We start from the raw sequence: 19,928 nt of genomic DNA on the forward strand, positions 1-19,928 counted from the left end.
ATCTCTTTGTTCTAATGCACTTCCGGACGGAAACCGGTTCACGCTTTTCCTGGAATTGCTCGTCATCCGGTTATGATGAGAACAGCCTTACCGCTGATGCTGCGCTGTCGCAGTGCGTCGAGGGCTTGGGCGACGTCTGTCCATGGCACGGTCAAGACCACGCGCGTTTCGAGCCGGCCAGCCGTGACCATAGCCAGCAGCGAGGCGATATCCGCGCCAATGCCTGAGCCAGACGCGTAGTAGGCGAAAGTCTGAAGCCTCGCTCCTTCGTGACCCGGAACGAACTGGCGGAATCCGACGGGCGTGAGTTCGCCGCTGCTCGAGCCGAACATGACAATGGTCCCGCCAGGTGCGACGCGCTCGATCGCGTTTGTGAGGCTTTCGCCGCCGACTGATTCGGTGATCAGCGAAAACGGCCCCTCTGCCATCTCGATCGACTCGACAACCCGCGCGGCTCCCAGCCCGCGGAGATACTCGCCGTGCCGAGAGGCGGCGACGGCTGTCACGAACCCACCCTGCTGGCGGGCGATCTGAATCTGGAAACGACCGACCGCACCGCTTGCGCCGGTGATCAGGACCTGCTGGCCGGCCAGGTCACCGCCATGGCGCAGGGTCCTGAGCGCCGTCGTGCCCGCGACAGGAAGCGTGGCGGCGGAGACGAAGCTGACGTCATCCGGCAGGACGGCGAGACGGTCGGTTGAAACGGCGACACGTTCGGCCCAGCCGGCCTGGTCGACCAAAGCCGCAACACGGGCGCCCGCGGCTGGCCCGGAGCCATCGGCTGCTGCCCTGTCGACAACCCCGACGATATCCTGGCCGGGTATCCAGCCGTCTGGACGTATGGCGAGCAGGCGCAATTCACCACGGTTCAACGAGGTTGCATGGACCGAGACAAGCGCCTCGTTCGGGCCCGGCTGAGGCTCGTCGAGCTCCGCGAGCTTCAGGCCGGTTGCACTATCGGGAGAGATGACCAGGGCGAGCATAGTTCATACCTCATTGCTGCGTGGTGGATGCATAGCCTTCGGGCGGCGGATATGCCCTGCACCGCGCTCCAGATGTGCTCATTCACGAGCCGTAACCTATCGACTTTCCCTCTTGAATAATTTAGATATCAACGCAATTGATCGCTAAAAACAGTCAATCATGAGACAACCTCTCCGCTACCCATGGCTCGATTTCGATGTGGATGCGCTTTCCGAGCCGGCGATTGCCGTGCGCGTCGACGTCACCGAGACCAGGGCTGAGGTCCCTTCCCATTGGCACCGCAAAGGCCAACTTGTCTTCGCGCTCGGTGGCGGCGTCACCTGCCGCGTCCCCAGCGGCCTGTGGATGGTGCCGCCGCATTGCGGGGTGTGGATTCCCGGCAGTATGGAGCACAGCAATATCGCCACCGCCAATGCCCGGATTTTCTTCGTGTACATCGAGCCGGGAGCTGCCGTTCTGCCGGACCGGTGCTGCACGCTGTCGATCTCGCCGCTGCTGCGCGAACTGATCGTCGAGCTGGCCGATCACGGGCAGGACGACGACTCACGGAAGGCCGTGCTGACCACGGTTCTGCTCAACGAACTGCCGCGCATGCCTGTCCAGCAGCTGCATATGCCGATATCGTCAGAGCCGCGCTTGAGCCGGATCGTCGATGCCTTGGCCGAGAATCCTGCCGACCGCAGCAATCTGGCAGAATGGGCCCGGCGTGTTGCTCTCAGCGAAAGCAGCCTGGCACGGCTGGTGGTGAAAGAGACAGGCCTGAGCTTCGGACGCTGGCGCCAGCAACTGCATCTGATCGTCGCGATACGGGAACTGGCCTCTGGCGAGAGCGTGCAGCAGGTTTCGGCAGCTCTCGGCTATGAGTCCGTCACAGCCTTCATCACCATGTTCAAGAAGGCGCTGGGCAAGCCGCCCGCACAGTATCTCAGCAGCGTCGCTCAGAATGGCGGGTCAGCATTCGTTGCGTGATAAATTCGATAGAGGGCGGACTGTCGAGATCGACTATGCAATCTGTCGCCGGCCATCGGCCAGCGGCGAACCATCATCGTTCAGGATCGGCTCAGGCAGCGGACGGTTCCGAGGCCTCTGGTGGCTTCTGCCCCAACACCTCTTCGACAATCCCTCGTGCAATCTCGCGCTCGCCCATGATCACGGTGTCGGCACCGAGCCCCTTGAGATGCTCGACCTCGGCGTCGGAATGGGCGCGGGCGATGACGTTGATGCCGGGGTTAGCGGCCCGCGCCCGCAGCACGATCTGGCCGGCCTCAAAGGCATTGGGGATGGCCAGGATCAGCCGCCTGGCGCCTTCAGGATTGGCGGCGGCGAACACTTCGGCATTCGCCGCATTGCCGGACACGGTCTCGATGCCGTCGGCCTTCAGCTTGGCCAGCGTCTTGTCGGCATCCTCGATGACGAGGAAGGGCAGGGCGGCCTCTTTCAGCGCCGCGCCGACGAGGCTGCCGACACGGCCATAGCCGATCAGGATGGCGTGGTTGGCGAGGGTTGTCCTGGGCGGCGGCCCGTCTTCCCTGTTCGTCGCCGTCGCAACAGAGGCCACCTGGCCGGGTTCGGTCGCCGGGCCGACCGGCTTTGCCTCGACCGGCGGCGCCGTTCTGGCGGCGCGGGCTTCAAGCCATGGTTTCATCCAGTCGATGGCCAGGAACATCAACGGGTTAAGGACGATCGACAGGATGGCGCCGGCCAGGATGAGGTCGCGGCCCTGTTCGGGCAATAGTTTCAGCCCGACACCGAGTTCGGCCAGGATGAAGGAGAATTCGCCGATCTGGGCAAGGCTTGCCGAAATCATCAGCGCAGTGGCCAACGGATAGCCGAAGGCAATGACGATGACGAATGCCGCCAGCGATTTGCCGATGACGATGATGGCGAGCGCCGCCAGAATCGGCCAGCCATTGCTGATCAGGCTGAACGGATCAAACAGCATGCCGACCGAGACGAAGAACAGCACGGAAAAGGCATCGCGCAGCGGCAGCGATTCCTCGGCGGCGCGATGGCTGAGCTCGGACTCGCTCATGATCATGCCGGCAAAGAAGGCGCCCAAAGCCAGCGAAACCCCGAACAGCTTGGCCGCGCCAAAGGCGACGCCGAGCGCAATGGCCAGCACGGCGAGCCGGAACAGTTCGCGCGAGCCGGTGTGGGCGACATAGTGGAGGATCCAGGGGATGACCCGGCGGCCGAAGACCAGCATGACGACGACAAAGGCGACCACCTTGGCCAGCGTGATGCCGACGACGCCCCAGATGCCATAGGCGACCGGTAGCGACAGCAGGCCGCTCGCGTGAGCGTCCGCCGGCTCCTGGCCGCCGAGCACGCCGGCAAGGGCCGGCAGCAGCACCAGCGCCAGCACCATGGCCAGGTCCTCGACGATCAGCCAGCCGACGGCGATGCGGCCGCGTTCCGTCTCGATCAGGCGCCGCTCCTGCAAGGCGCGCAGCAGAACCACGGTCGAGGCGACCGACAGCGCCAGGCCGAAGACCAGCCCCGCGCCCATCGACCAGCCGAGCATCCAGGACAGCCCGGCGCCGAGTGCGGTGGCAAAGCCGATCTGGACGATGGCGCCGGGCACCGCTATGGCGCGCACCGACAGCAAATCCTTCAGCGAGAAGTGCAGGCCGACGCCGAACATCAGCAGGATGACGCCGATTTCGGCGAGCTCATTGGCAAGGCCGGCATCGGCGACGAAGCCGGGCGTGTTCGGCCCGACCAGCACGCCGGCTACCAGATAGCCGACCAGCGGCGGAATGCGGAAGCGGTTGGCGAGAGCCCCGAAGACGAAAGCCAGCCCCAGACCGGCGACGATGGTGGCGATAAGGGGCGTGTCATGCGGCATTGTCTATGGAGCGCCTTTCAAACCAGAGATGTCGGATGTGCGCCGCCCGAAGCGGCCGCCTGTTTGCAATATGGTGGAAGGCGTGTCGACGATGCAACCCGCAAGCGCGCGAAATCGACGGGGCGGAGAAAACGAATGCCGTCAGAATTCACGCAGATCATGTCACCGCCTGATCGAAAAGGGCAGAGATGTTGCTACTTTGCTTGGCTTTTGGTGCAGGCGGCTTTAATCTACTAAATTGGTAGAATTTAGAAAAAACTGTTTTGCGGTATTTTTCGTTGGGCGCTAAAAGAGGCGCAAATCAAGGCCTACGGCAGCAGCTTGAATCCGCTCCATGTGCCAACGAGGAATATTTTTCTCTTGGCCGACAGGCTTTCAGAAAAGCGATTGCATCCCGACAAGCGATGCGCGAGTGCGTTCCTTCTGGTTTTTCGCGCCCGCGCGTAGAACTGCAGGCCTGTTCAGGATTACGCTCGCGTCCATGCCGCACACTGTTCCCAAGCTCAATGCCTTCCCCGTCTTCCTGCGGGTCGAGGGGCAAACCGTGGCCATCGTCGGCGGCGGCGACGAGGCGCTGGCCAAGGCGCGGCTGATCGGGCAATCGAGCGCGGTCCTGCGCATCATAGCTGAAGATGCCGAGGCCGACCTGCTCGCGTTCATCGCCCAGTCCGATGCCAGCCATGTGGTTGCCGCGTACGACGCGTCGCAGCTCGAAGGCGCGGTCATGGTATTTGCCGCCAGCGGTGACGAGGAACTCGACCGCCGCGTGTCCGCGGACGCGCGCCGGCTGGGGATCCCGGTCAATGCGGTCGACCGGCCGGAGCTCTGCGATTTCTTCACCCCGGCTCTGGTCAACCGCGCGCCGGTCGCCATCGCCATCGGCACGGAAGGGGCAGGCCCGGTGCTTGCCCAGATGCTGCGCAGCCGCATCGACCAGCTGCTGTCGCCGGCGCTCGGGCCGCTGGCAACGCTTGCCGCGTCGTTTCGTGGTGCTGCCGAGAAGCTGCTGCCGAAAGGCAATGCCCGCCGCCGCTTCTGGAGCGACTTTTTCGGCGGCGCGCCCGCCCATGCGGTGGACGCCGGCCAGCTGTCGCAGGCACATGACGCCGCCGTCGATCTTCTGCTTTCGAACACGCCGGCTTCGGGCCATATCGCGCTCGTCGGTGCCGGTCCGGGCGCCGAGGATCTTTTGACCCTGCGCGCCCACCGTCTGCTGATGGAGGCCGATGTCATCGTCCATGACGCACTGGTACCGGAAGCGGTCGTTGCCATGGGACGCCGCGATGCCGAGCGCCTGCCGGTCGGCAAGCGCAAGGGCTGCCACACCAAGAGCCAGGCCGAGATCAATGCGCTGCTGGTCGAGCTTGGGCGCCAAGGCAAGCGTGTCGTGCGGCTGAAGTCGGGCGATCCGCTGGTCTTCGGGCGGGCCGGCGAGGAGATGGCAGCACTGCGTGATGCCGGCATCGCCTATGAGGTGGTTCCGGGTGTTACCGCAGCCTTCGCCGCCGCCGCCGATTTCGAATTGCCGCTGACCTTGCGCGGCGTTTCCTCGTCGATGGTGTTCACGACCGGCCACGACCTCAAGGGCAATTCGCTGCCCGACTGGGCCAAGCTTGCCATTTCGGGCGCGACCGTCGCCGTCTATATGGGCCGTTCGGTGGCGGCCGAGGTTGCCGGCCGGTTGATCGAGGCTGGGCTGTCACCCGACACGGCGGTGGCCGTTGTCGAGAATGCCAGCCTCGCCAATCGCCGCCGCTTCCACGGCACGCTTGCCGACCTGCCGTCGCTGGAAGCGCGTGCCGATCTTTCCGGCCCAGTCATGACCATCATCGGCGATGCGGTTGCCGGCGCCAACTTTGAACGGTCCGAGCCGCTCGCGGCACACAGGCATGCGGGCGTGTCCGCAGCTGCCGCTGAGGGAGTTCAACAATGAAGATACTGACCGCCAACCGCCTCAGTGACGGCATTGCCGTCTGGTATGCCGATGGCGGCTGGGCCGAGACGGTGGACCATGCCGACCTGGCGCACGACAAGGCGGCCGAGGATCGCCTGGAGGCGATCGGCGCCAAGGCCTATGCCGACAACGAAGTGGTCGACGTCAATTTGATCGACGCCGATGTCGTCAACGGCATCGTCGAGCCGGTGCGGTTGCGCGAGAAGATCCGCGCCGCCGGCCCGACCATCCGCAACGATCTCGGCAAGCAAGCTGCCAAGCAGGCGACTTGGGCAGCTTAACAAGACAACAGGCATGGGCGGACGCGCCCTGAAAGACGAAGCATGTACCGTTACGATGAGTTCGACCACGATTTTGTCCAGGCCCGCGTCGCCGAGTTCAGCGACCAGGTCCAGCGCCGCCTTGCCGGCGAAATCACCGAGGACCAGTTCCGGCCGCTAAGGCTGATGAACGGCGTCTATCTTCAGCTGCACGCCTACATGCTGCGCATCGCGGTGCCCTATGGCACGCTGAATGGCAAGCAGTTGCGCATGCTCGGCCACATCGCCCGCAAATACGACAAGGGCTACGGCCATTTCACCACGCGCCAGAACATCCAGTTCAACTGGCCGGCGCTGTCGGATATTCCTGCGATCCTGGCGGATCTGGCAAGCGTCGAGATGCATGCCATCCAGACCAGCGGCAACTGCATCCGCAATGTCACCGCCGACCATTTCGCAGGCGCCGCCGCCGACGAGGTCGCCGATCCGCGCCCCTATGCGGAAATCCTGCGCCAGTGGTCGTCGGTGCATCCGGAATTCTCGTTCCTGCCGCGCAAGTTCAAGATCGCGGTGACAGGTGCCGAGCGTGACCGCGCCGCCATCCAGACCCACGATATCGGCCTGCACCTGAAGAAGAATGCCGCCGGCGAACTCGGCTTCGCCGTCTATATCGGTGGCGGCCAGGGCCGCACGCCGATGGTGGCCAGGAAGATCCGCGACTTCCTGCCGGAGGCCGACCTTCTGTCTTACTGCACGGCGATCCTGCGCGTTTACAACCTCTATGGGCGCCGCGACAACAAGTACAAGGCGCGCATCAAGATCCTCGTCCACGAGACCGGCGTCGAGGAAATCACTCGCCAGGTCGAGGCCGAGTGGCAGGAACTGAAGGACGCCGAACTGAAGCTGCCGGACGCCGATATCCGCGCCATCCAGGCCTATTTTGCGCCTCCGGCGCTTACCGACCGGCCGGACGGCGACGCAGCGGTTAAGCTGGCGCGCCTCGATTCGAAGAGCTTTTCCGATTGGCTCGACCAGAACGTGGTGACGCACCGCCATCCCGACTATGCGGCGGTGACCATTTCGCTGAAGGGTATCGGCGAGGTGCCGGGCGACGCCTCCGACAGCCAGATGGAAGCGGTGGCCGACATCGCCGAGAAATACGCCTTCGACGAGCTTCGCGTCAGCCATGAGCAGAACCTGATCCTGCCGCATGTGGCGCGTGCCGATCTCAAGGCGGTCTATGACGCGCTGGTCGACATCGGGCTGGCCACGGCCAATTCCAACCTGATATCGGACATCATCGCTTGCCCGGGCCTCGACTATTGCGCGCTGGCGACGGCGCGCTCGATCCCGATCGCGCAGGAAATCTCGCGCCGCTTCGCCTCGCTGGAGCGGCAGCGCGAGATCGGCGAACTTAAGCTGAAGATTTCCGGCTGCATCAATGCCTGCGGCCACCACCATGTCGGCCATATCGGCATCCTCGGCGTCGAGAAGAAAGGCTCCGAGCTCTATCAGGTGACGCTGGGTGGCTCGGCCGACGAGAACACGTCGGTCGGTGAGATCATCGGCCGCGGCTTCAGCTCGGAAGAAATCACCGACGCCATCGAGCAGATCGTCGAGACCTATCTCGGCCTTCGGCTCAACCCACAAGAAAAATTCATCGACGCCTACCGCCGAGTCGGTCCCGCGCCGTTCAAGGAGGCGCTCTATGCTGGCGAAGCCAAGGCCGCTTGACCGTATCGTCGACGTCGATGACGGCATCGCCGCGAAAGCGGCGGGGCTCGATGCGCTTTATGGTCATCTGACCCCGCTCGAGATCATCGAACGCTCGGCCCGCGAACTGTTCCACGACGAGATCGCCGCGGTGTCGTCGTTCGGCGCCGATTCGGCCGTGCTGCTGCACATGATCTCCACGATCGACCGGACGCTGCCGGTCATCTTCCTCGACACCGGCAAGCATTTCGAGGAGACGCTCAGCTATCGCGACGCGCTTGCCGCCGATTTCGGGCTGACCAACATACGGGTGATCAAGCCCGAAGAAGCAGCGCTCGAACGGATCGACCCGACGGGCAATCTGCACCAGAGCAATACCGACGCCTGCTGCGACGTGCGCAAGGTCGAGCCACTGGCGCGTGGCGTTGCCCCTTTCCGCGCCTGGTTCACCGGCCGCAAGCGCTTCCAGGCCTCGACCCGGGCAGCGCTTCCGGTGTTTGAGGCAGTCGGCCCGCGCATCCGAATCAATCCGCTGGCGCACTGGACGACATCGGACCAGGCGGATTACATGCGCGCGCATGCGCTGCGCGAAAATCCGCTGGTCGCCTATGGCTATCTGTCGATCGGCTGCTTCCCCTGCACGCAGCCGGTGCAGCCCGGCGAGGACGCGCGCAGCGGCCGCTGGGCCGGTCATGCCAAGACCGAGTGCGGCATTCACCTATCGGGACTGGAAAAGTCGCTGACCGACGCATCGCTCTAGGGTATGTAGTATTCAGGTGATGCCGGCCTGCAAATGGCGGTTTCCTGCGCTTCCGGTGCTCACGTACTTAAGTACGCTCCGCTCCGGTTCTCGGAACCCACCATTTTCGTCTCGGCCCGACCTGAATTTCACGCACCCTGGAATTCTTTTGGACTTAGGAATTTTTGATGACTGAGCCGATGACACCGGAGACCCGCCTCTGGACCCCGACGGGTTTTCGCGAGGACGAGTGGGCTCATGCCGAAAGCGCGGACGCGCTGTCCGGCAATGGCCGCTTCATCCTGCCGCTGCAGGCGTTTCTCGATCTCGATCCGGAGGTACGCCGGTCCGCTACGGAGCGGCTCGGCGTCGCGCTGCAGCCCGGCGACCAGCTCGAGAAGATCGCTCATCTGCTCGACCAGCTGTCACTGGTGGCACTGGCCTTCCCGGCCTTCAGCGACGGCCGTTCCTTCTCAAAGGGCGAACTGCTGCGCAGCCGCTATCATTTCGAGGGTGTGGTGCGCGCCACCGGCCAGGTGCTGGTCGACCAGCTGCCGCATATGCTGCGGCTCGGCTTCGACGAATTCGAGATATCTAACCCGGTGCTGTTGAAGCGGCTGGAAGAGGGCCGCACCGGTGGGTTGGGGCTCTATTACCAGCCAACCGCCGTACAGGAGCCCAAGGGGCCAAAATATTCCTGGCGACGCGTTCGCGTCAGCTGACGCAGCGGTAATTCGACGCGTCTTTACATCGGCTGTGATCGGGCCTTCTCTTGGTCATCCGGACGGAAACATCCGCCGGGTGTCCGGGAGGAGACTATGGATTTCGACTACGTCATTGCCGGTGGCGGGTCCGCCGGCTGCACGCTTGCCGCGCGGCTCTCCGAAGATCCATCGAAAAGGGTTTGCCTGATCGAAGCCGGCGGCGAGGGCAGAAACCTGCTCGTTCGCGCGCCGGCAGGTGTCATCGCGCTGTTGCCGGGCCGGCCGAAGATCAACAACTGGGCCTTCGAGACCGTGCCGCAGCCAGAGCTTGGCGGCCGTAAGGGGTACCAGCCGCGCGGCAAGGCGCTGGGTGGTTCGAGCGCTATCAATGCCATGCTCTACACACGCGGGCACCGCGGCGACTATGACGAATGGGCCGATCTCGGCTGCGACGGCTGGTCATGGGACGAGGTGCTGCCCTATTTCCGGCGTGCCGAAGGCAATCAGCGTGGTGCAGATGCCTTGCACGGTGGCGAAGGACCATTGCGGGTCGCCGAGCAGCAGGAGCCGCGTGCGCTCTCCAAGGCCTTTGTCGAGGCCTGTGGCGAAAACCAGATCCGGCGCAACGATGATTTCAACGGCGTCGAACAGGAAGGGGCCGGACTTTATCAGGTCACGCAATTCTGGGGCGAACGCCGCAATGGCGAGCGCTGTTCGGCAGCCGCCGCCTATCTACACCCGGCGATGAGCCGGCCAAACCTCACTGTTGTCACCGGAGCGCACGCCACGGGTATCGTCCTTGAAGGCAAGCGGGCCGCCGGCGTGCGTTATCGCGCCGGCAAGAATGAAGCCGTTGCGAAAGCCAGGCGCGAGGTCATCGTCTGCGCTGGTGCCTTCGGCTCGCCACAGCTCTTGATGCTGTCCGGGATCGGCCCGGCTGTCGAGCTTGCAGCGCACGGAATTCCGATCGTCCATGAACTGCCCGGCGTCGGCAAGAACCTGCAGGACCATCTTGATTTCATCATGGGCTGGACATCGAAGAATACCGACATGATGGGCATCGGCCTGCGCGGTCTGCCTGGCCTGCTGCGGCATCTGCGGCGCTGGCGCAGGGATGGCGGCGGTATGATCGCCACGCCCTACGCTGAGGGCGGCGCCTTCCTCAAATCCGACCCGGCGATCCACCGTCCCGACCTGCAACTGCATTTCTGCATCGCCATCGTCGATGATCATGGTCGCAAGCTGCATACGGGTTATGGTTTTTCCTGCCACGTCTGCGTGCTGCGGCCGCATTCGCGCGGCGAGGTCGGGCTGTCGGCGCGGGACCCGCTGGCGCCACCGCGCATCGATCCGCGTTTTCTGTCCGACAAACGCGACGCCGAGCTGTTGCTCAGGGGTGTCAGAATGATGCGCGGCATACTGGAGGCGCCGGCGCTGGCCAAATACCGCGCCAGGGAAATCTACACCGCCGGCGTATCGAGCGATGCTGAGCTGATGACCCATATCCGAGCCCGAGCCGATACGATCTATCACCCGGCCGGCACTTGCAAGATGGGCATCGACGACATGGCGGTGGTCGATCCGCGGCTCCGCGTGCTCGGCATACGGGCCTTGCGGGTGGTCGACGCCTCGGTGATGCCGACGCTGATCGGCGGCAACACCAATGCGCCGACCATCATGATCGCCGAGAAGGCGGCAGACATGATCAAGGCGGTGGCCTGAAAGGAGTTCTGGTCCAACCAGTGGCTCTATCTTCCCCTGTTTTGAAGCGATCTATAGCGATGCCACTCCCGGTCAACGGGAACTGGTCTTACCAATGGGGGATTTGTGCTTTCCCTTTCGCCGCGCTGCCCTTAGGATAGTTCCATTATTTCACCATCCGAAATAAATGTGGCCACAAGGGAGGAACCGAGAATGGCTGGCAAGAAGATATTGATGCTCGTTGGCGAGTTCAGCGAGGAATACGAGATTTTCGTCTTTGAACAGGCCATGCATGCCGTTGGCCATACGGTGCATGTCGTCTGCCCCGACAAGAAGGCCGGCGATATCCTGAAGACGTCGTTGCACGATTTCGAAGGCCACCAGACCTATACGGAAAAGCTTGGCCACGACTACATCCTCAACAAGACCTTCGCCGAGGTGAAGCCGGACGACTATGATGCCGTCTATGCGGCGGGCGGGCGTGGACCGGAATACATCCGCATCGACAAGCGGGTGCAGGCGCTGGTGCGGCATTTCCATGAGGCCGGCAAGCCGATTTTCACCATCTGCCACGGCGTGCAGATCCTGATCGCCGTCGACGGCGTGGTGCGGGGCCGGGAAGTCGCAGCGCTTCACTATTGCGAGCCGGAGGTGACGCTGGCCGGCGGCATCTACATCGATGTCGCGCCGACCGGCGCCCATGTCGACGGCAATCTCGTTTCAGCCAAGGGCTGGCCGGGCCTGTCCAATTTCATCCGCGAATGCCTGAAGGTGCTGGGCACCGAGATCCGCCATGGCGAGATCCTGATGCGCGAAGAGCGCCAGGCGGCCTGATCGCGAGCAATTCCAGAAAAAGCGGTTTTCCGTCCGGAATTGCGTCAAGACAAATCCAAGATTTGCCAAATGCCGCCGCGCCGTATGGTGCGGCGGTTTCTTTACGCCGCCAGCGCCTCGCGGAACGACACGAGCTTGCGGCGGTTTTCGTCCCACAACGCCAGTTTGACGCAGCGCAGGCTGTCGAGCAGCGTGACGCGACCGATGCCGCGCAGTTCCGGATAATCCCGCAGCACTTCCTGCAACCGGTAGCCCGGCACCTTGGCGGAGAGGTGGTGGACGTGGTGGACGCCGATGTTGCCGGTGAACCAGTTCAGCACCGGTGGCAGGTCGTAGTAGGACGATCCGTGCAGGGCGGCGTGCTGGAATTCCCAGTCCGCATCCTTTGCCCATTCCGTCTCCTCGAACTGGTGCTGGACGTAGAAAAGCCAGATGCCGGCCGAACCGGCAAGGATGACGATCGGCAGATGGACAACCAGGAACGCGCCGGGACCGACGAACCAGATGAGGATAGCCGCCGCAACCGCGATGCCAAGATTGGTGGTCATTGACGACACCCAAGGGGTCAGGCCGCCGCGCATCATGCCCACGGGCAGCCTTTGCTCGAAAATGAACAGCCAGATCGGTCCCAGTCCGAACATCACCAGCGGGTGGCGATAGAGGCGATAGGCAAGGCGGCCTCGCCATGACAATTGCCGGTATTCGGCAACGGTCAGCGTCCTGATGTCGCCCATGCCGCGCTCGTCAAGATTGCCGGCGCTGGCATGATGGGTCGCGTGGGCACGCCGCCAGCAGTCGTAGGGCGTCAGCGTCAGGATGCCGAGCGCGCGGCCGATCCAGTCGTCGGCATAACGATTGGCGAAGAAGGAACCATGGCCGCAGTCGTGCTGGATCATGAAGATACGCACCAGGAACCCGGCCGCCGGAAGAACGAGGACCAGACCCCACCAATGACCGTAGGAATAGGCGGCTGAAGAGAGCGCCCAGAGCGTGACGAAGGGAATAAGGGTGATGGCGAGTTCGAGCGCGCTGCGGCGCCTGTCAGGCTTCTTGTAGCGCGCCAGAATCTTAAGCCAGGCGCGCTTGCTGTTGGCGGCCGCCTCAGGGGAAATCATGTTCATCAGGAAGCATAGGCGGGGTGTCCCGCCGCCGCAAGACAGGGATCACGCAAAATTACTGTGCGTAATTGTCGCGTGGCTCGGCGGTCGACCCGGTCAGTCCCAACTTGACCAGTCGACGATTCACACTGGAGCGCCGGTTTTTTCGGCTTCGTGGCGATCACTACTCGCGATCGAGGATGGGGCAGCCGCGCTCGGTTCCAAAAGTCACGCGCACGCGGTAGCCGTCCTGTCTGCCGCGGACGGTGATCTCGCGGCGGCCGACGGACTCTATTCTTGCCCGGCGGATGCCCATCCGTTCCGCCTTGTCGAGAGCCCGGTCTTCCGTGCAGCCTCGTGAGTGACGACGGTCGCGCCAGTCGTCGCGGCGGGTGACGTCGCAATCGTCGTAGTTGGGATCGCAATCTGGCAGGAGCTTCAGCCGCGGGCCATGTTTTCCCAATTCCAGCTGCAGACTCTCTGCTTGTGACGGAAAGGCCACCAATGCAACGGCGCCAAGACCGACAAGCGCCGACAGCAATGAGGTGATCGAAACCTTGCGCACTACGTCCTCCATGCGAATCATAACGCGTCCCTCACTAGATGGTTCGGCTCTCTCAGGCTATTGCCGATGGAGGGTTGTTGCCAGATTGATCGTTGCGTTTACTGCCGGCGCCAGCCGATGTCGCTGTCTTCCGCCCCGTCGAGGCGGTCGAGCAGCTCCCTGAGGCGGTCGGGAATGTCGGCCTCGGTGCGGAAGGCCGGCAAGGTACGCAGAAAGCGCGTCATCGCCTCAGCACCGAACTGGCGCCTGACCTCGGTGGCCAGCCGTTCTCCCTTTTCGCCTTTGTTGCGGGTCATCATCTCAAAAATCCTGTGTCAGCTTCGAAACTCCTCCAGCAGGGAAATGGTTCCCGCGTTACGCCTTCGTGGCAAGTAACGCCGTCATTTAAGGTAAAGCTTGAATTAAAATCGAAAGACCGTGCCGTTCGGTGTCCTGCCCTGGCAATGAGCCTCGACTGTCTCTTACCCCTTGATTTTTGGCTGCCAAACCTCGATATCGGGCTCAAAATCCATATCATTCGAGATTGACGGGAAACGGCGATGAGCGACCAGGCAAAAGACGAACGCGCGCCCGATGAAGTCGAGGCGACCGAGGCCAATGCCGAGCGCACGGAAGGCAGCATCGATGGCGACTATGAAACCCTTGTGCGGCTGCTGAAGGAAAATGAGGACCTGAAGGACCGCGCGCTGCGTGTCGCGGCCGAGATGGAAAACCTCCGCCGCCGCACCGCGCGCGACGTGCACGACGCGCGCACTTACGCGGTGGCGAATTTCGCGCGCGACATGCTGTCGGTGTCGGACAATCTGCGCCGCGCGCTCGACGCCATCCCGGCTGAAGCCAAGGCATCCGGGGACGCTGGCTTCAAGGCGCTGATCGAAGGCGTCGACCTCACCGAGCGCGCCATGCTGTCGGCGCTGGAACGGCACGGGGTCAAGAAACTCACGCCTGAAGGCGAGAAGTTCGATCCCAATTTCCACCAGGCGATGTTTGAAGTGCCCAATCCGGATGTCCCGGCCAACACCGTGGTCCAGGTCGTCCAGCCGGGCTATTCGATCGGCGAGCGGGTGCTGCGCCCGGCCATGGTCGGCGTCGCCAAGGGCGGCCCGAAGATTGCGGCCGAAGCGGCAGTCGAGCCTGGGCCTGTCAATGAGCAGGCTGAGAAAGACGCCTGATGAGAGTGAGTAGCGAATAGGGAGTAGCGAGTAGGAAATAGTTGATAGCGGCCAAGTGGCTTCGTGCTATTCCCTATTCGCTACTCCCTTCTTGCTATTCGCTCACTCATGAACCCCATCGCGCTTCTCGACTATGCCGGCGTCGCCGTCTTTGCCGCGACCGGGGCGCTTGCTGCTTCACGCAAGCAGCTCGACATTATCGGTTTCCTGTTCCTGGCCAGCGTCACCGGCATCGGCGGCGGCACGTTTCGCGACCTGATCCTCAACGTGCCGGTGTTCTGGGTGGGAAACAGGGACTATGTGCTGATCTGCGCGGTGGTGGCGGTGGTGGTGTTCTTCACCGCGCACCGCGTCGAATCCCGTTACAAGCTGCTGCTCTGGCTCGACGCCATCGGCCTTGCCGCGTTTTCCGTGATGGGCGCGGCCAAGGGACTTGCCATCACCGGCTCGCCGGCGGTGTCGGTGATCACCGGCATGCTGACCGCGACGTTCGGCGGTATCCTGCGCGATCTTCTGGCCGGGGAGCCTTCGGTGCTGCTGAGGCCTGAAATCTATGTCACGGCCGCGCTCGTCGGCGCTGCCATCTTCACAGCAGGCGACGTTGCCGGCTTGCCGCAGATTGTCTCAGGATTGGCCGGCTTCGCCGCGGCGTTCGCCGTGCGCGGTGGGGCGCTCCGCTTCGGCTGGGCATTTCCCCCCTACAAGAGCCGACCCGGCCGGCGACCGGAAGATATTCCGTGAAAGAGGGTATAGCGAATAGTGGTTGTTGCCGCGCAACTCCGGCCACGACGTCCTATTATTCGGCTATTCACGCAGCGAAGCGCTGGGCTTCCCCGCCATAATAGTTGACGTAGCGGGCGCCGATTTCCTTGACCGGCATCACGACGAACACGTCGACCGTTGAGAATTCGCGGTCGATGACGCAGCCATCGCCGATGCGGGCGCCGACGCGCAGATAGCCCTTGACCAGCGGCGGCATCGCCGCGATCGCCGCCTTGGCATTGACCGCCTCGATCGGCATCAGATCCATCGAACAGTAGCGCCCGGACACCGCGCGCACGTCCCAGGCCGAATTCGTCCGGCAGTGGTGGGCGAGATAGGTAAGCGCCTCGGCATGCGCCGCCGGCACAGTGCCGTGGAAGGACGCGCAACCGGTCATCACACCGATTTCGTAGTGGTTGATATAGGCCCAGATACCTTGCCATAGCGCCTCGATGGTGCGCTTCGACCGATATTCAGGCAACACGCAGGAGCGGCCGAGCTCGAGAAAACGCTGGCCGGGGTGACGGGCGATAAGCTTGGTCAGCTCGAATTCACCTTCGGAATAAAAGCCTCCAGCGGCGGCCGCGATCTCTTGCCGCAGCAGGCGATAGGTGCCGACGATACGGCGATGTTCGGGGCCGGAAAGCGAAGTATCGAAGACGAGCAGATGGTCGCAGAGCGGATCGAACCGGTCGGCGTCACGGCGATCCGGCGCCTGGAACAAATCCTTCCTGGCGCCGAGTTCATCGTAGAACACCCGGTAGCGGACTTCCTGCGCGGCCGCGATCTCGGCCTCGTTGCGGGCGAGCCGCACTTCGAGATTACCGATACGGCCGAGTGCTGCGCCCTTTATGACGGAATCGACGTTACGCCCGGCAAGCAAGGCGCTGCTGGCGTTCGGCCGAGTGTCACATTCCGGCATAACTGTATGCACGAGGATTCTCCTTCGAGCCATCCCTCTTGGCACGGGGATACGGTGTAGGTGCAACAGGATTGTGACAGTACCGTGATACGACGTCGTGGGCAATACTTCGTCGGCTGGCGAATACGGTCAACCGGCTACGTTACGCCAGCGGGCGGGTTGGATGGGCTGTCGAAGTTCCTGACCTTCGGTTCGGGATCATGCCCTAGGCCGCGACCTGTCCCTCGACGGCATTGACCAGCGCGTCAGGGTCGAGTGGCTTGGTAACGAAGCCGCTGGCGCCATGGGCAAGCACCGCATGGCGGGTCTTTTCCTGGCTATCAGCCGACAGCACCATGATCGGCACCGGCGGCACGGCGGTTTCCTCCTCGTAGCGGCGGATGGCAGCAATCGCGTCCAGCCCGTCCATGACCGGCATGTGAAGGTCCATCAGGACCACGTCGAAGCGATGGCTGTGCCCGGCGCCGGTGACAGCCTCGACGGCGGCCTTGCCGTTGCCGACCACCTTGACGCGATGTCCGGCCTTCAGCAGCGTGGCGCGGGCAAGCATGGCGTTGATGTCGTTGTCCTCGGCGATCAGCACCGACAGGCCCCGTTGGCGGCTGCCGAGGGCACGAAGCGCGGGTGCGTGACGGTTTTCCGGCTGGGGCTGGGCGAGGGCGGAAGCATTGCTGCTCAACAGCACACGCAGAAGCGTTCCGCCACGCACCGGCCTGGCAAGGAAGGTTGCGTAGCCGCTGGCGCGGAACTCGCCAAGCATGCCGCGGTCGGTCGGCGCGATCAGCGTGATGGCCTCGCAGTCGGCGAAACCGCTCTGGCGCAGGCGCTTGAGCAGCCTTCCGTCGCTCTCTTCCATCGCCGCGTCGACCAGGAGCACATCGCAGCCGTTGGCAAAGGGCGCGGCCTGCGCGACGGTGGTGGCGACATCGACCGCGCCGCCATTGGCGCGGATGGTGCGGGCGATGGCATCGGCCTCGACGGCATTTTTCGACAGGATCACCGCGCGCTTGCCCGAAAGCGCGTTCTGTCGGCTCTGCGGCGCTTCCGTGGCCGATATTGCCGGGATTTCGAAGACGAACTCGGATCCCTGACCGAATCGGCTCGATACTGAAATCGTGCCGCTCATGGCGGCCACCAGGCGTTTGGAGATGGCAAGGCCGAGGCCGGCCCCGCCATGCGTGCGCGTCGACGTGCCGTCGGCCTGCTCGAACTCCTCGAAAATGCGTTCCAGGTCGTCTTCATGCAGACCCGGACCGGTGTCGGCGATCGTGAAGCAGATGCGGTCGGTGGTTTCGGTGCGCGCGCGTGCGATGCTCACCAATACACCGCCGCTATCGGTGAACTTGATGGCATTGCCGATGAGGTTGAGCAGCACCTGCCTGACCTTGCCCGGATCGGCGGTGATCAATTGGGGCACGTCGGGTTCGACATGGCAGCCCAGCCCGATATCCTTGGCGAAGGCGCGGGCAGCGAGCAATTCGACGATGTTGTCGGCGATTTCGCGCACCGACATCGGCTGCGGCTCCGGGTCGAAGCGCCCCGCCTCGATCTTGGAGTAATCGAGCAGATCCTCGATCAGGGCAAGCAATGCGCTGGCCGACGTCGAGACGGCGCCGACATAGGTCTGCTGTTCCGGCGACAGGCTGGTGTCGGCCAGCAACCTGGCCATGCCCATGATGCCGTTCATCGGCGTCCGAATTTCATGGCTGACCGTGGCGAGGAAGCGCGATTTGGCCTGGCTGGCGTATTCGGCCCGCTCGCGAGCGGTGATCAGCGAGGATTCGGCGCGTTTGCGGGCGGTGATGTCGCGCGCGATGGCGCGATGCGAAACGGCGCCGCTGTCCTTGTCGCGCACCGACAGTTCGATCCACGAAAACCAGCGCGGACCGCTCGGCGTGCGGATGGAGACATCGGTGGAACTCAGGCATTCATGATCGGAAAAGGCAGCATCGGGAACGATGCCGACATCGATGCCGAGTTCCGCCAGGGTCTTGCCGGCGAGGTCGCGTTGATCGCTTTCGACGAGGTCGGCGAAGATCTTGTTGGCATAGACGATGTAGCCATCGCGGTCGCGATGAATGACGAGGTCGCCAAGTGCGTCGATCAGCCCGCGAAACCGCTCCTCGCTCTCCTGCATCTCCCACATGCGGTCGGCCAGCGTCTCGATCTCGGCGCGGCTGCGGGCGGTGGTCTCGTCGAGCAGGACCGCGGTGCGGTGTTCGCTCCGCCTGGCGCGCAGATGCAGGGCAAGGCCGGCAAGGCCGACTGCCAGCAATGCGACGCTGATAAAGATCGGTGCTCCGGTCAGATGCGCCAGGCCTGCCAGCGCGACGATGGCGGCGAAGGCCAGCAACGCAAGGCCCTCGCGCCTGGCGGGTTCCGGCTCGGGCACCAGCGGCGGCGCGGCGACAAAGCGCCGCGTCGATGTCGGCGCCGCATCGACGTCTTCGCCCGTGTCCACCTGTTGGCTGCCGGATTCCGCGATCATGCGAAACCCTTGCCAGATAGAGATTATGGAAAATTGCGGCGGATCGTTCGAATTTTAGCGGATGAGCGCTTTTCGCCGCGACGGTTGCGGATTTGCCATCCGAGTTGGCAATTCCGTCCGCCTTCTCAGGGTAGTCGAGCGGTTCACATATCCACGACGACACGACCGCGGATCTTGCCGTCGACGATGTCATGCGCGGCATCGATGATGCCGTCGAAACCGATGGTCGTCGACAGGCTGGCGAGCTTCTGCAGATCGAGGTCGGTGCCGATGCGCCGCCATGCTTCGAGACGGACCGCCTTCGGCGCCATCACCGAATCGATGCCGAGCAGCGAGACGCCACGCAGGATGAAGGGGGCGACGCTCGTCGGCAGGTCCATGCCTCCGGCCAGGCCGCAGGCGGCGACCGCGCCGCCATAGGAAGTCATCGACAGCACGTTGGCCAGTGTGTGGCTGCCGACCGCGTCGACGCCGCCGGCCCAGCGCTCCTTGGCCAGCGGCTTGGCCGGCTGGGCAAGCTCGTCGCGCGATATCACTTCGGCGGCGCCAAGGTTGATCAAATAGGGACTTTCGGCGTTGCGGCCGGTGGAAGCAACGACATGGTAGCCGAGGCTGGACAGGATCGAAACCGCGACCGAGCCGACGCCGCCGGCCGCCCCCGTCACCACCACCGGGCCGCGATCGGGCAGGATGCCATGCCGTTCCAGCGCCATGACGCAGAGCATGGCGGTATAGCCGGCGGTTCCTACCGCCATCGCGTCATGCGGGCTCATCCCTTGCGGCAGCGGAACCAGCCAGTCGCCCTTGACGCGGGCGCGGCCGGCATAGGCGCCGAAGTGGGTTTCGCCGACGCCCCAGCCATTCAGGATGGCCTTGTCGCCGGCGCGCCAGTCAGGATGGGAAGACGAGACGACGGTTCCGGCGAAATCGATGCCCGGCACCAGCGGCCAGCGGCGGATCACGGGCGCCTTGCCTGTGATTGCAAGGCCGTCCTTGTAGTTCACCGTAGTCGCCTCGACCGCGATGGTGACATCGCCTTCCATCAGGTCGGCCTCGGTGAGATCGGTCACGGCTACCGACTGCTTCTTCTCGGCGTCACGCGAAACGAGGATCACTTTGAAGGTTTCGGGCATCTCTTTCTCCGCGATCTTGTTTGGCGACATGGACTGTGCGGCGACGGCCGCA

At 63.7% G+C, this 19,928-nt stretch carries 18 protein-coding genes; 10 read left to right on the forward strand and 8 right to left on the reverse strand.

The features are described from left to right. Positions 1-62: 62 nt before the first annotated feature. Positions 63-983 (reverse strand): zinc-binding dehydrogenase, encoded by a 921-nt coding sequence (locus AC1DZU_RS14285; protein WP_477285616.1) that lies wholly within the window; start codon positions 981-983, stop codon positions 63-65. Between the two features lie 160 nt (positions 984-1,143). Here AC1DZU_RS14285 and AC1DZU_RS14290 point away from each other — a divergent pair, with 160 nt between their 5' ends. Next, on the forward strand, positions 1,144-1,953 hold the full coding sequence (locus AC1DZU_RS14290) for an AraC family transcriptional regulator (protein ID WP_477285618.1): 810 nt from the start codon (positions 1,144-1,146) through the stop codon (positions 1,951-1,953). Positions 1,954-2,044: 91 nt separating this feature from the next. On the opposite strand, the gene AC1DZU_RS14295 is transcribed toward AC1DZU_RS14290, so the two are convergent. Continuing rightward, positions 2,045-3,832 (reverse strand): cation:proton antiporter domain-containing protein, encoded by a 1,788-nt coding sequence (locus AC1DZU_RS14295; protein WP_477285621.1) that lies wholly within the window; start codon positions 3,830-3,832, stop codon positions 2,045-2,047. Positions 3,833-4,313: 481 nt separating this feature from the next. Here AC1DZU_RS14295 and cysG point away from each other — a divergent pair, with 481 nt between their 5' ends. The 7 genes from cysG (at position 4,314) to AC1DZU_RS14330 (ending at position 11,737) form a co-directional block, all read left to right on the forward strand. Further along, the gene (cysG, locus tag AC1DZU_RS14300; protein WP_477285623.1) at positions 4,314-5,765 is read left to right on the forward strand and encodes a siroheme synthase CysG; all 1,452 of its coding nucleotides are present in this window, start codon (positions 4,314-4,316) and stop codon (positions 5,763-5,765) included. Further along, positions 5,762-6,067, forward strand: coding sequence for a DUF2849 domain-containing protein (locus AC1DZU_RS14305; protein ID WP_477285625.1), 306 nt, complete (start codon positions 5,762-5,764; stop codon positions 6,065-6,067). Before cysG ends, AC1DZU_RS14305 begins: the two co-directional genes overlap by 4 nt. Positions 6,068-6,109: 42 nt before the next feature. Beyond that, positions 6,110-7,780, forward strand: a complete 1,671-nt coding sequence (locus AC1DZU_RS14310; RefSeq protein WP_477285627.1) for a nitrite/sulfite reductase — start codon at positions 6,110-6,112, stop codon at positions 7,778-7,780. Then, positions 7,755-8,519, forward strand: a complete 765-nt coding sequence (locus AC1DZU_RS14315; RefSeq protein ID WP_184876954.1) for a phosphoadenylyl-sulfate reductase — start codon at positions 7,755-7,757, stop codon at positions 8,517-8,519. The genes AC1DZU_RS14310 and AC1DZU_RS14315 overlap by 26 nt, the downstream gene beginning before the upstream one ends. A 167-nt stretch (positions 8,520-8,686) precedes the next feature. Further along, a complete protein-coding gene (locus tag AC1DZU_RS14320; RefSeq protein ID WP_477285629.1) occupies positions 8,687-9,220 on the forward strand; it encodes a DUF934 domain-containing protein in 534 nt (177 codons plus the stop codon). Positions 9,221-9,316: 96 nt separating this feature from the next. Then, entirely contained in the window at positions 9,317-10,924 is a 1,608-nt protein-coding gene (locus tag AC1DZU_RS14325; protein WP_477285631.1) for a GMC family oxidoreductase, read from the forward strand. A gap of 192 nt (positions 10,925-11,116) precedes the next feature. Further along, on the forward strand, positions 11,117-11,737 hold the full coding sequence (locus AC1DZU_RS14330) for a DJ-1/PfpI family protein (RefSeq protein WP_184876947.1): 621 nt from the start codon (positions 11,117-11,119) through the stop codon (positions 11,735-11,737). 101 nt (positions 11,738-11,838) lie between these two features. Here the strand turns inward: AC1DZU_RS14330 and AC1DZU_RS14335 are convergent, their stop codons facing one another. From AC1DZU_RS14335 to AC1DZU_RS14345, 3 genes are all read right to left on the reverse strand, one after another. Further along, positions 11,839-12,858 carry a fatty acid desaturase gene (locus AC1DZU_RS14335; protein WP_477285633.1) on the reverse strand — a complete coding sequence of 340 codons (1,020 nt, stop codon included), beginning with the start codon at positions 12,856-12,858 and terminating at the stop codon, positions 11,839-11,841. 160 nt (positions 12,859-13,018) lie between these two features. Next, entirely contained in the window at positions 13,019-13,399 is a 381-nt protein-coding gene (locus AC1DZU_RS14340) for a hypothetical protein (protein WP_477285635.1), read from the reverse strand. A gap of 98 nt (positions 13,400-13,497) precedes the next feature. Continuing rightward, positions 13,498-13,698, reverse strand: coding sequence for a hypothetical protein (locus AC1DZU_RS14345; protein WP_477285637.1), 201 nt, complete (start codon positions 13,696-13,698; stop codon positions 13,498-13,500). A 240-nt stretch (positions 13,699-13,938) separates the two neighbouring features. On the opposite strand from AC1DZU_RS14345, the gene grpE reads away from it, so the two are divergent. Both grpE and AC1DZU_RS14355 read left to right on the forward strand, forming a co-directional pair. Next, positions 13,939-14,571, forward strand: coding sequence for a nucleotide exchange factor GrpE (grpE, locus tag AC1DZU_RS14350; protein ID WP_477285639.1), 633 nt, complete (start codon positions 13,939-13,941; stop codon positions 14,569-14,571). A gap of 108 nt (positions 14,572-14,679) precedes the next feature. After that, positions 14,680-15,312: a trimeric intracellular cation channel family protein gene (locus tag AC1DZU_RS14355; protein ID WP_477285641.1), complete on the forward strand. Its 633-nt coding sequence runs from the start codon at positions 14,680-14,682 to the stop codon at positions 15,310-15,312. A gap of 67 nt (positions 15,313-15,379) precedes the next feature. Here the strand turns inward: AC1DZU_RS14355 and olsB are convergent, their stop codons facing one another. The 3 genes from olsB to acuI all read right to left on the reverse strand — a co-directional run bounded on the left by olsB (position 15,380) and on the right by acuI (position 19,876). Then, positions 15,380-16,255: a l-ornithine N(alpha)-acyltransferase gene (gene olsB, locus AC1DZU_RS14360; protein WP_457151051.1), complete on the reverse strand. Its 876-nt coding sequence runs from the start codon at positions 16,253-16,255 to the stop codon at positions 15,380-15,382. 205 nt (positions 16,256-16,460) lie between these two features. Beyond that, the gene (locus AC1DZU_RS14365; protein WP_477285643.1) at positions 16,461-18,743 is read right to left on the reverse strand and encodes a hybrid sensor histidine kinase/response regulator; all 2,283 of its coding nucleotides are present in this window, start codon (positions 18,741-18,743) and stop codon (positions 16,461-16,463) included. Between the two features lie 143 nt (positions 18,744-18,886). After that, the gene (acuI, locus tag AC1DZU_RS14370; RefSeq protein WP_477285645.1) at positions 18,887-19,876 is read right to left on the reverse strand and encodes an acrylyl-CoA reductase (NADPH); all 990 of its coding nucleotides are present in this window, start codon (positions 19,874-19,876) and stop codon (positions 18,887-18,889) included. Between the last annotated feature and the right edge of the window lie 52 nt (positions 19,877-19,928).

This window comes from Mesorhizobium sp. P2_A12, assembly GCF_056405075.1.

Bases quoted from the DNA above. Each gene is read 5' to 3' on its own strand.
- AC1DZU_RS14310 (WP_477285627.1), top strand. From the start codon at position 6,110: ATGTACCGTTACGATGAGTTCGACCACGATTTTGTCCAGGCCCGCGTC.
- AC1DZU_RS14330 (WP_184876947.1), top strand. From the start codon at position 11,117: ATGGCTGGCAAGAAGATATTGATGCTCGTTGGCGAGTTCAGCGAGGAA.
- AC1DZU_RS14355 (WP_477285641.1), top strand. From the start codon at position 14,680: ATGAACCCCATCGCGCTTCTCGACTATGCCGGCGTCGCCGTCTTTGCC.
- AC1DZU_RS14285 (WP_477285616.1), bottom strand. From the start codon at position 983: ATGCTCGCCCTGGTCATCTCTCCCGATAGTGCAACCGGCCTGAAGCTC.
- acuI (WP_477285645.1), bottom strand. From the start codon at position 19,876: ATGCCCGAAACCTTCAAAGTGATCCTCGTTTCGCGTGACGCCGAGAAG.
- AC1DZU_RS14365 (WP_477285643.1), bottom strand. From the start codon at position 18,743: ATGATCGCGGAATCCGGCAGCCAACAGGTGGACACGGGCGAAGACGTC.
- olsB (WP_457151051.1), bottom strand. From the start codon at position 16,255: ATGCCGGAATGTGACACTCGGCCGAACGCCAGCAGCGCCTTGCTTGCC.
- AC1DZU_RS14290 (WP_477285618.1), top strand. From the start codon at position 1,144: ATGAGACAACCTCTCCGCTACCCATGGCTCGATTTCGATGTGGATGCG.
- AC1DZU_RS14295 (WP_477285621.1), bottom strand. From the start codon at position 3,832: ATGCCGCATGACACGCCCCTTATCGCCACCATCGTCGCCGGTCTGGGG.
- AC1DZU_RS14305 (WP_477285625.1), top strand. From the start codon at position 5,762: ATGAAGATACTGACCGCCAACCGCCTCAGTGACGGCATTGCCGTCTGG.
- AC1DZU_RS14315 (WP_184876954.1), top strand. From the start codon at position 7,755: ATGCTGGCGAAGCCAAGGCCGCTTGACCGTATCGTCGACGTCGATGAC.
- cysG (WP_477285623.1), top strand. From the start codon at position 4,314: ATGCCGCACACTGTTCCCAAGCTCAATGCCTTCCCCGTCTTCCTGCGG.
- AC1DZU_RS14320 (WP_477285629.1), top strand. From the start codon at position 8,687: ATGACTGAGCCGATGACACCGGAGACCCGCCTCTGGACCCCGACGGGT.
- AC1DZU_RS14325 (WP_477285631.1), top strand. From the start codon at position 9,317: ATGGATTTCGACTACGTCATTGCCGGTGGCGGGTCCGCCGGCTGCACG.
- AC1DZU_RS14335 (WP_477285633.1), bottom strand. From the start codon at position 12,858: ATGAACATGATTTCCCCTGAGGCGGCCGCCAACAGCAAGCGCGCCTGG.
- grpE (WP_477285639.1), top strand. From the start codon at position 13,939: ATGAGCGACCAGGCAAAAGACGAACGCGCGCCCGATGAAGTCGAGGCG.
- AC1DZU_RS14345 (WP_477285637.1), bottom strand. From the start codon at position 13,698: ATGATGACCCGCAACAAAGGCGAAAAGGGAGAACGGCTGGCCACCGAG.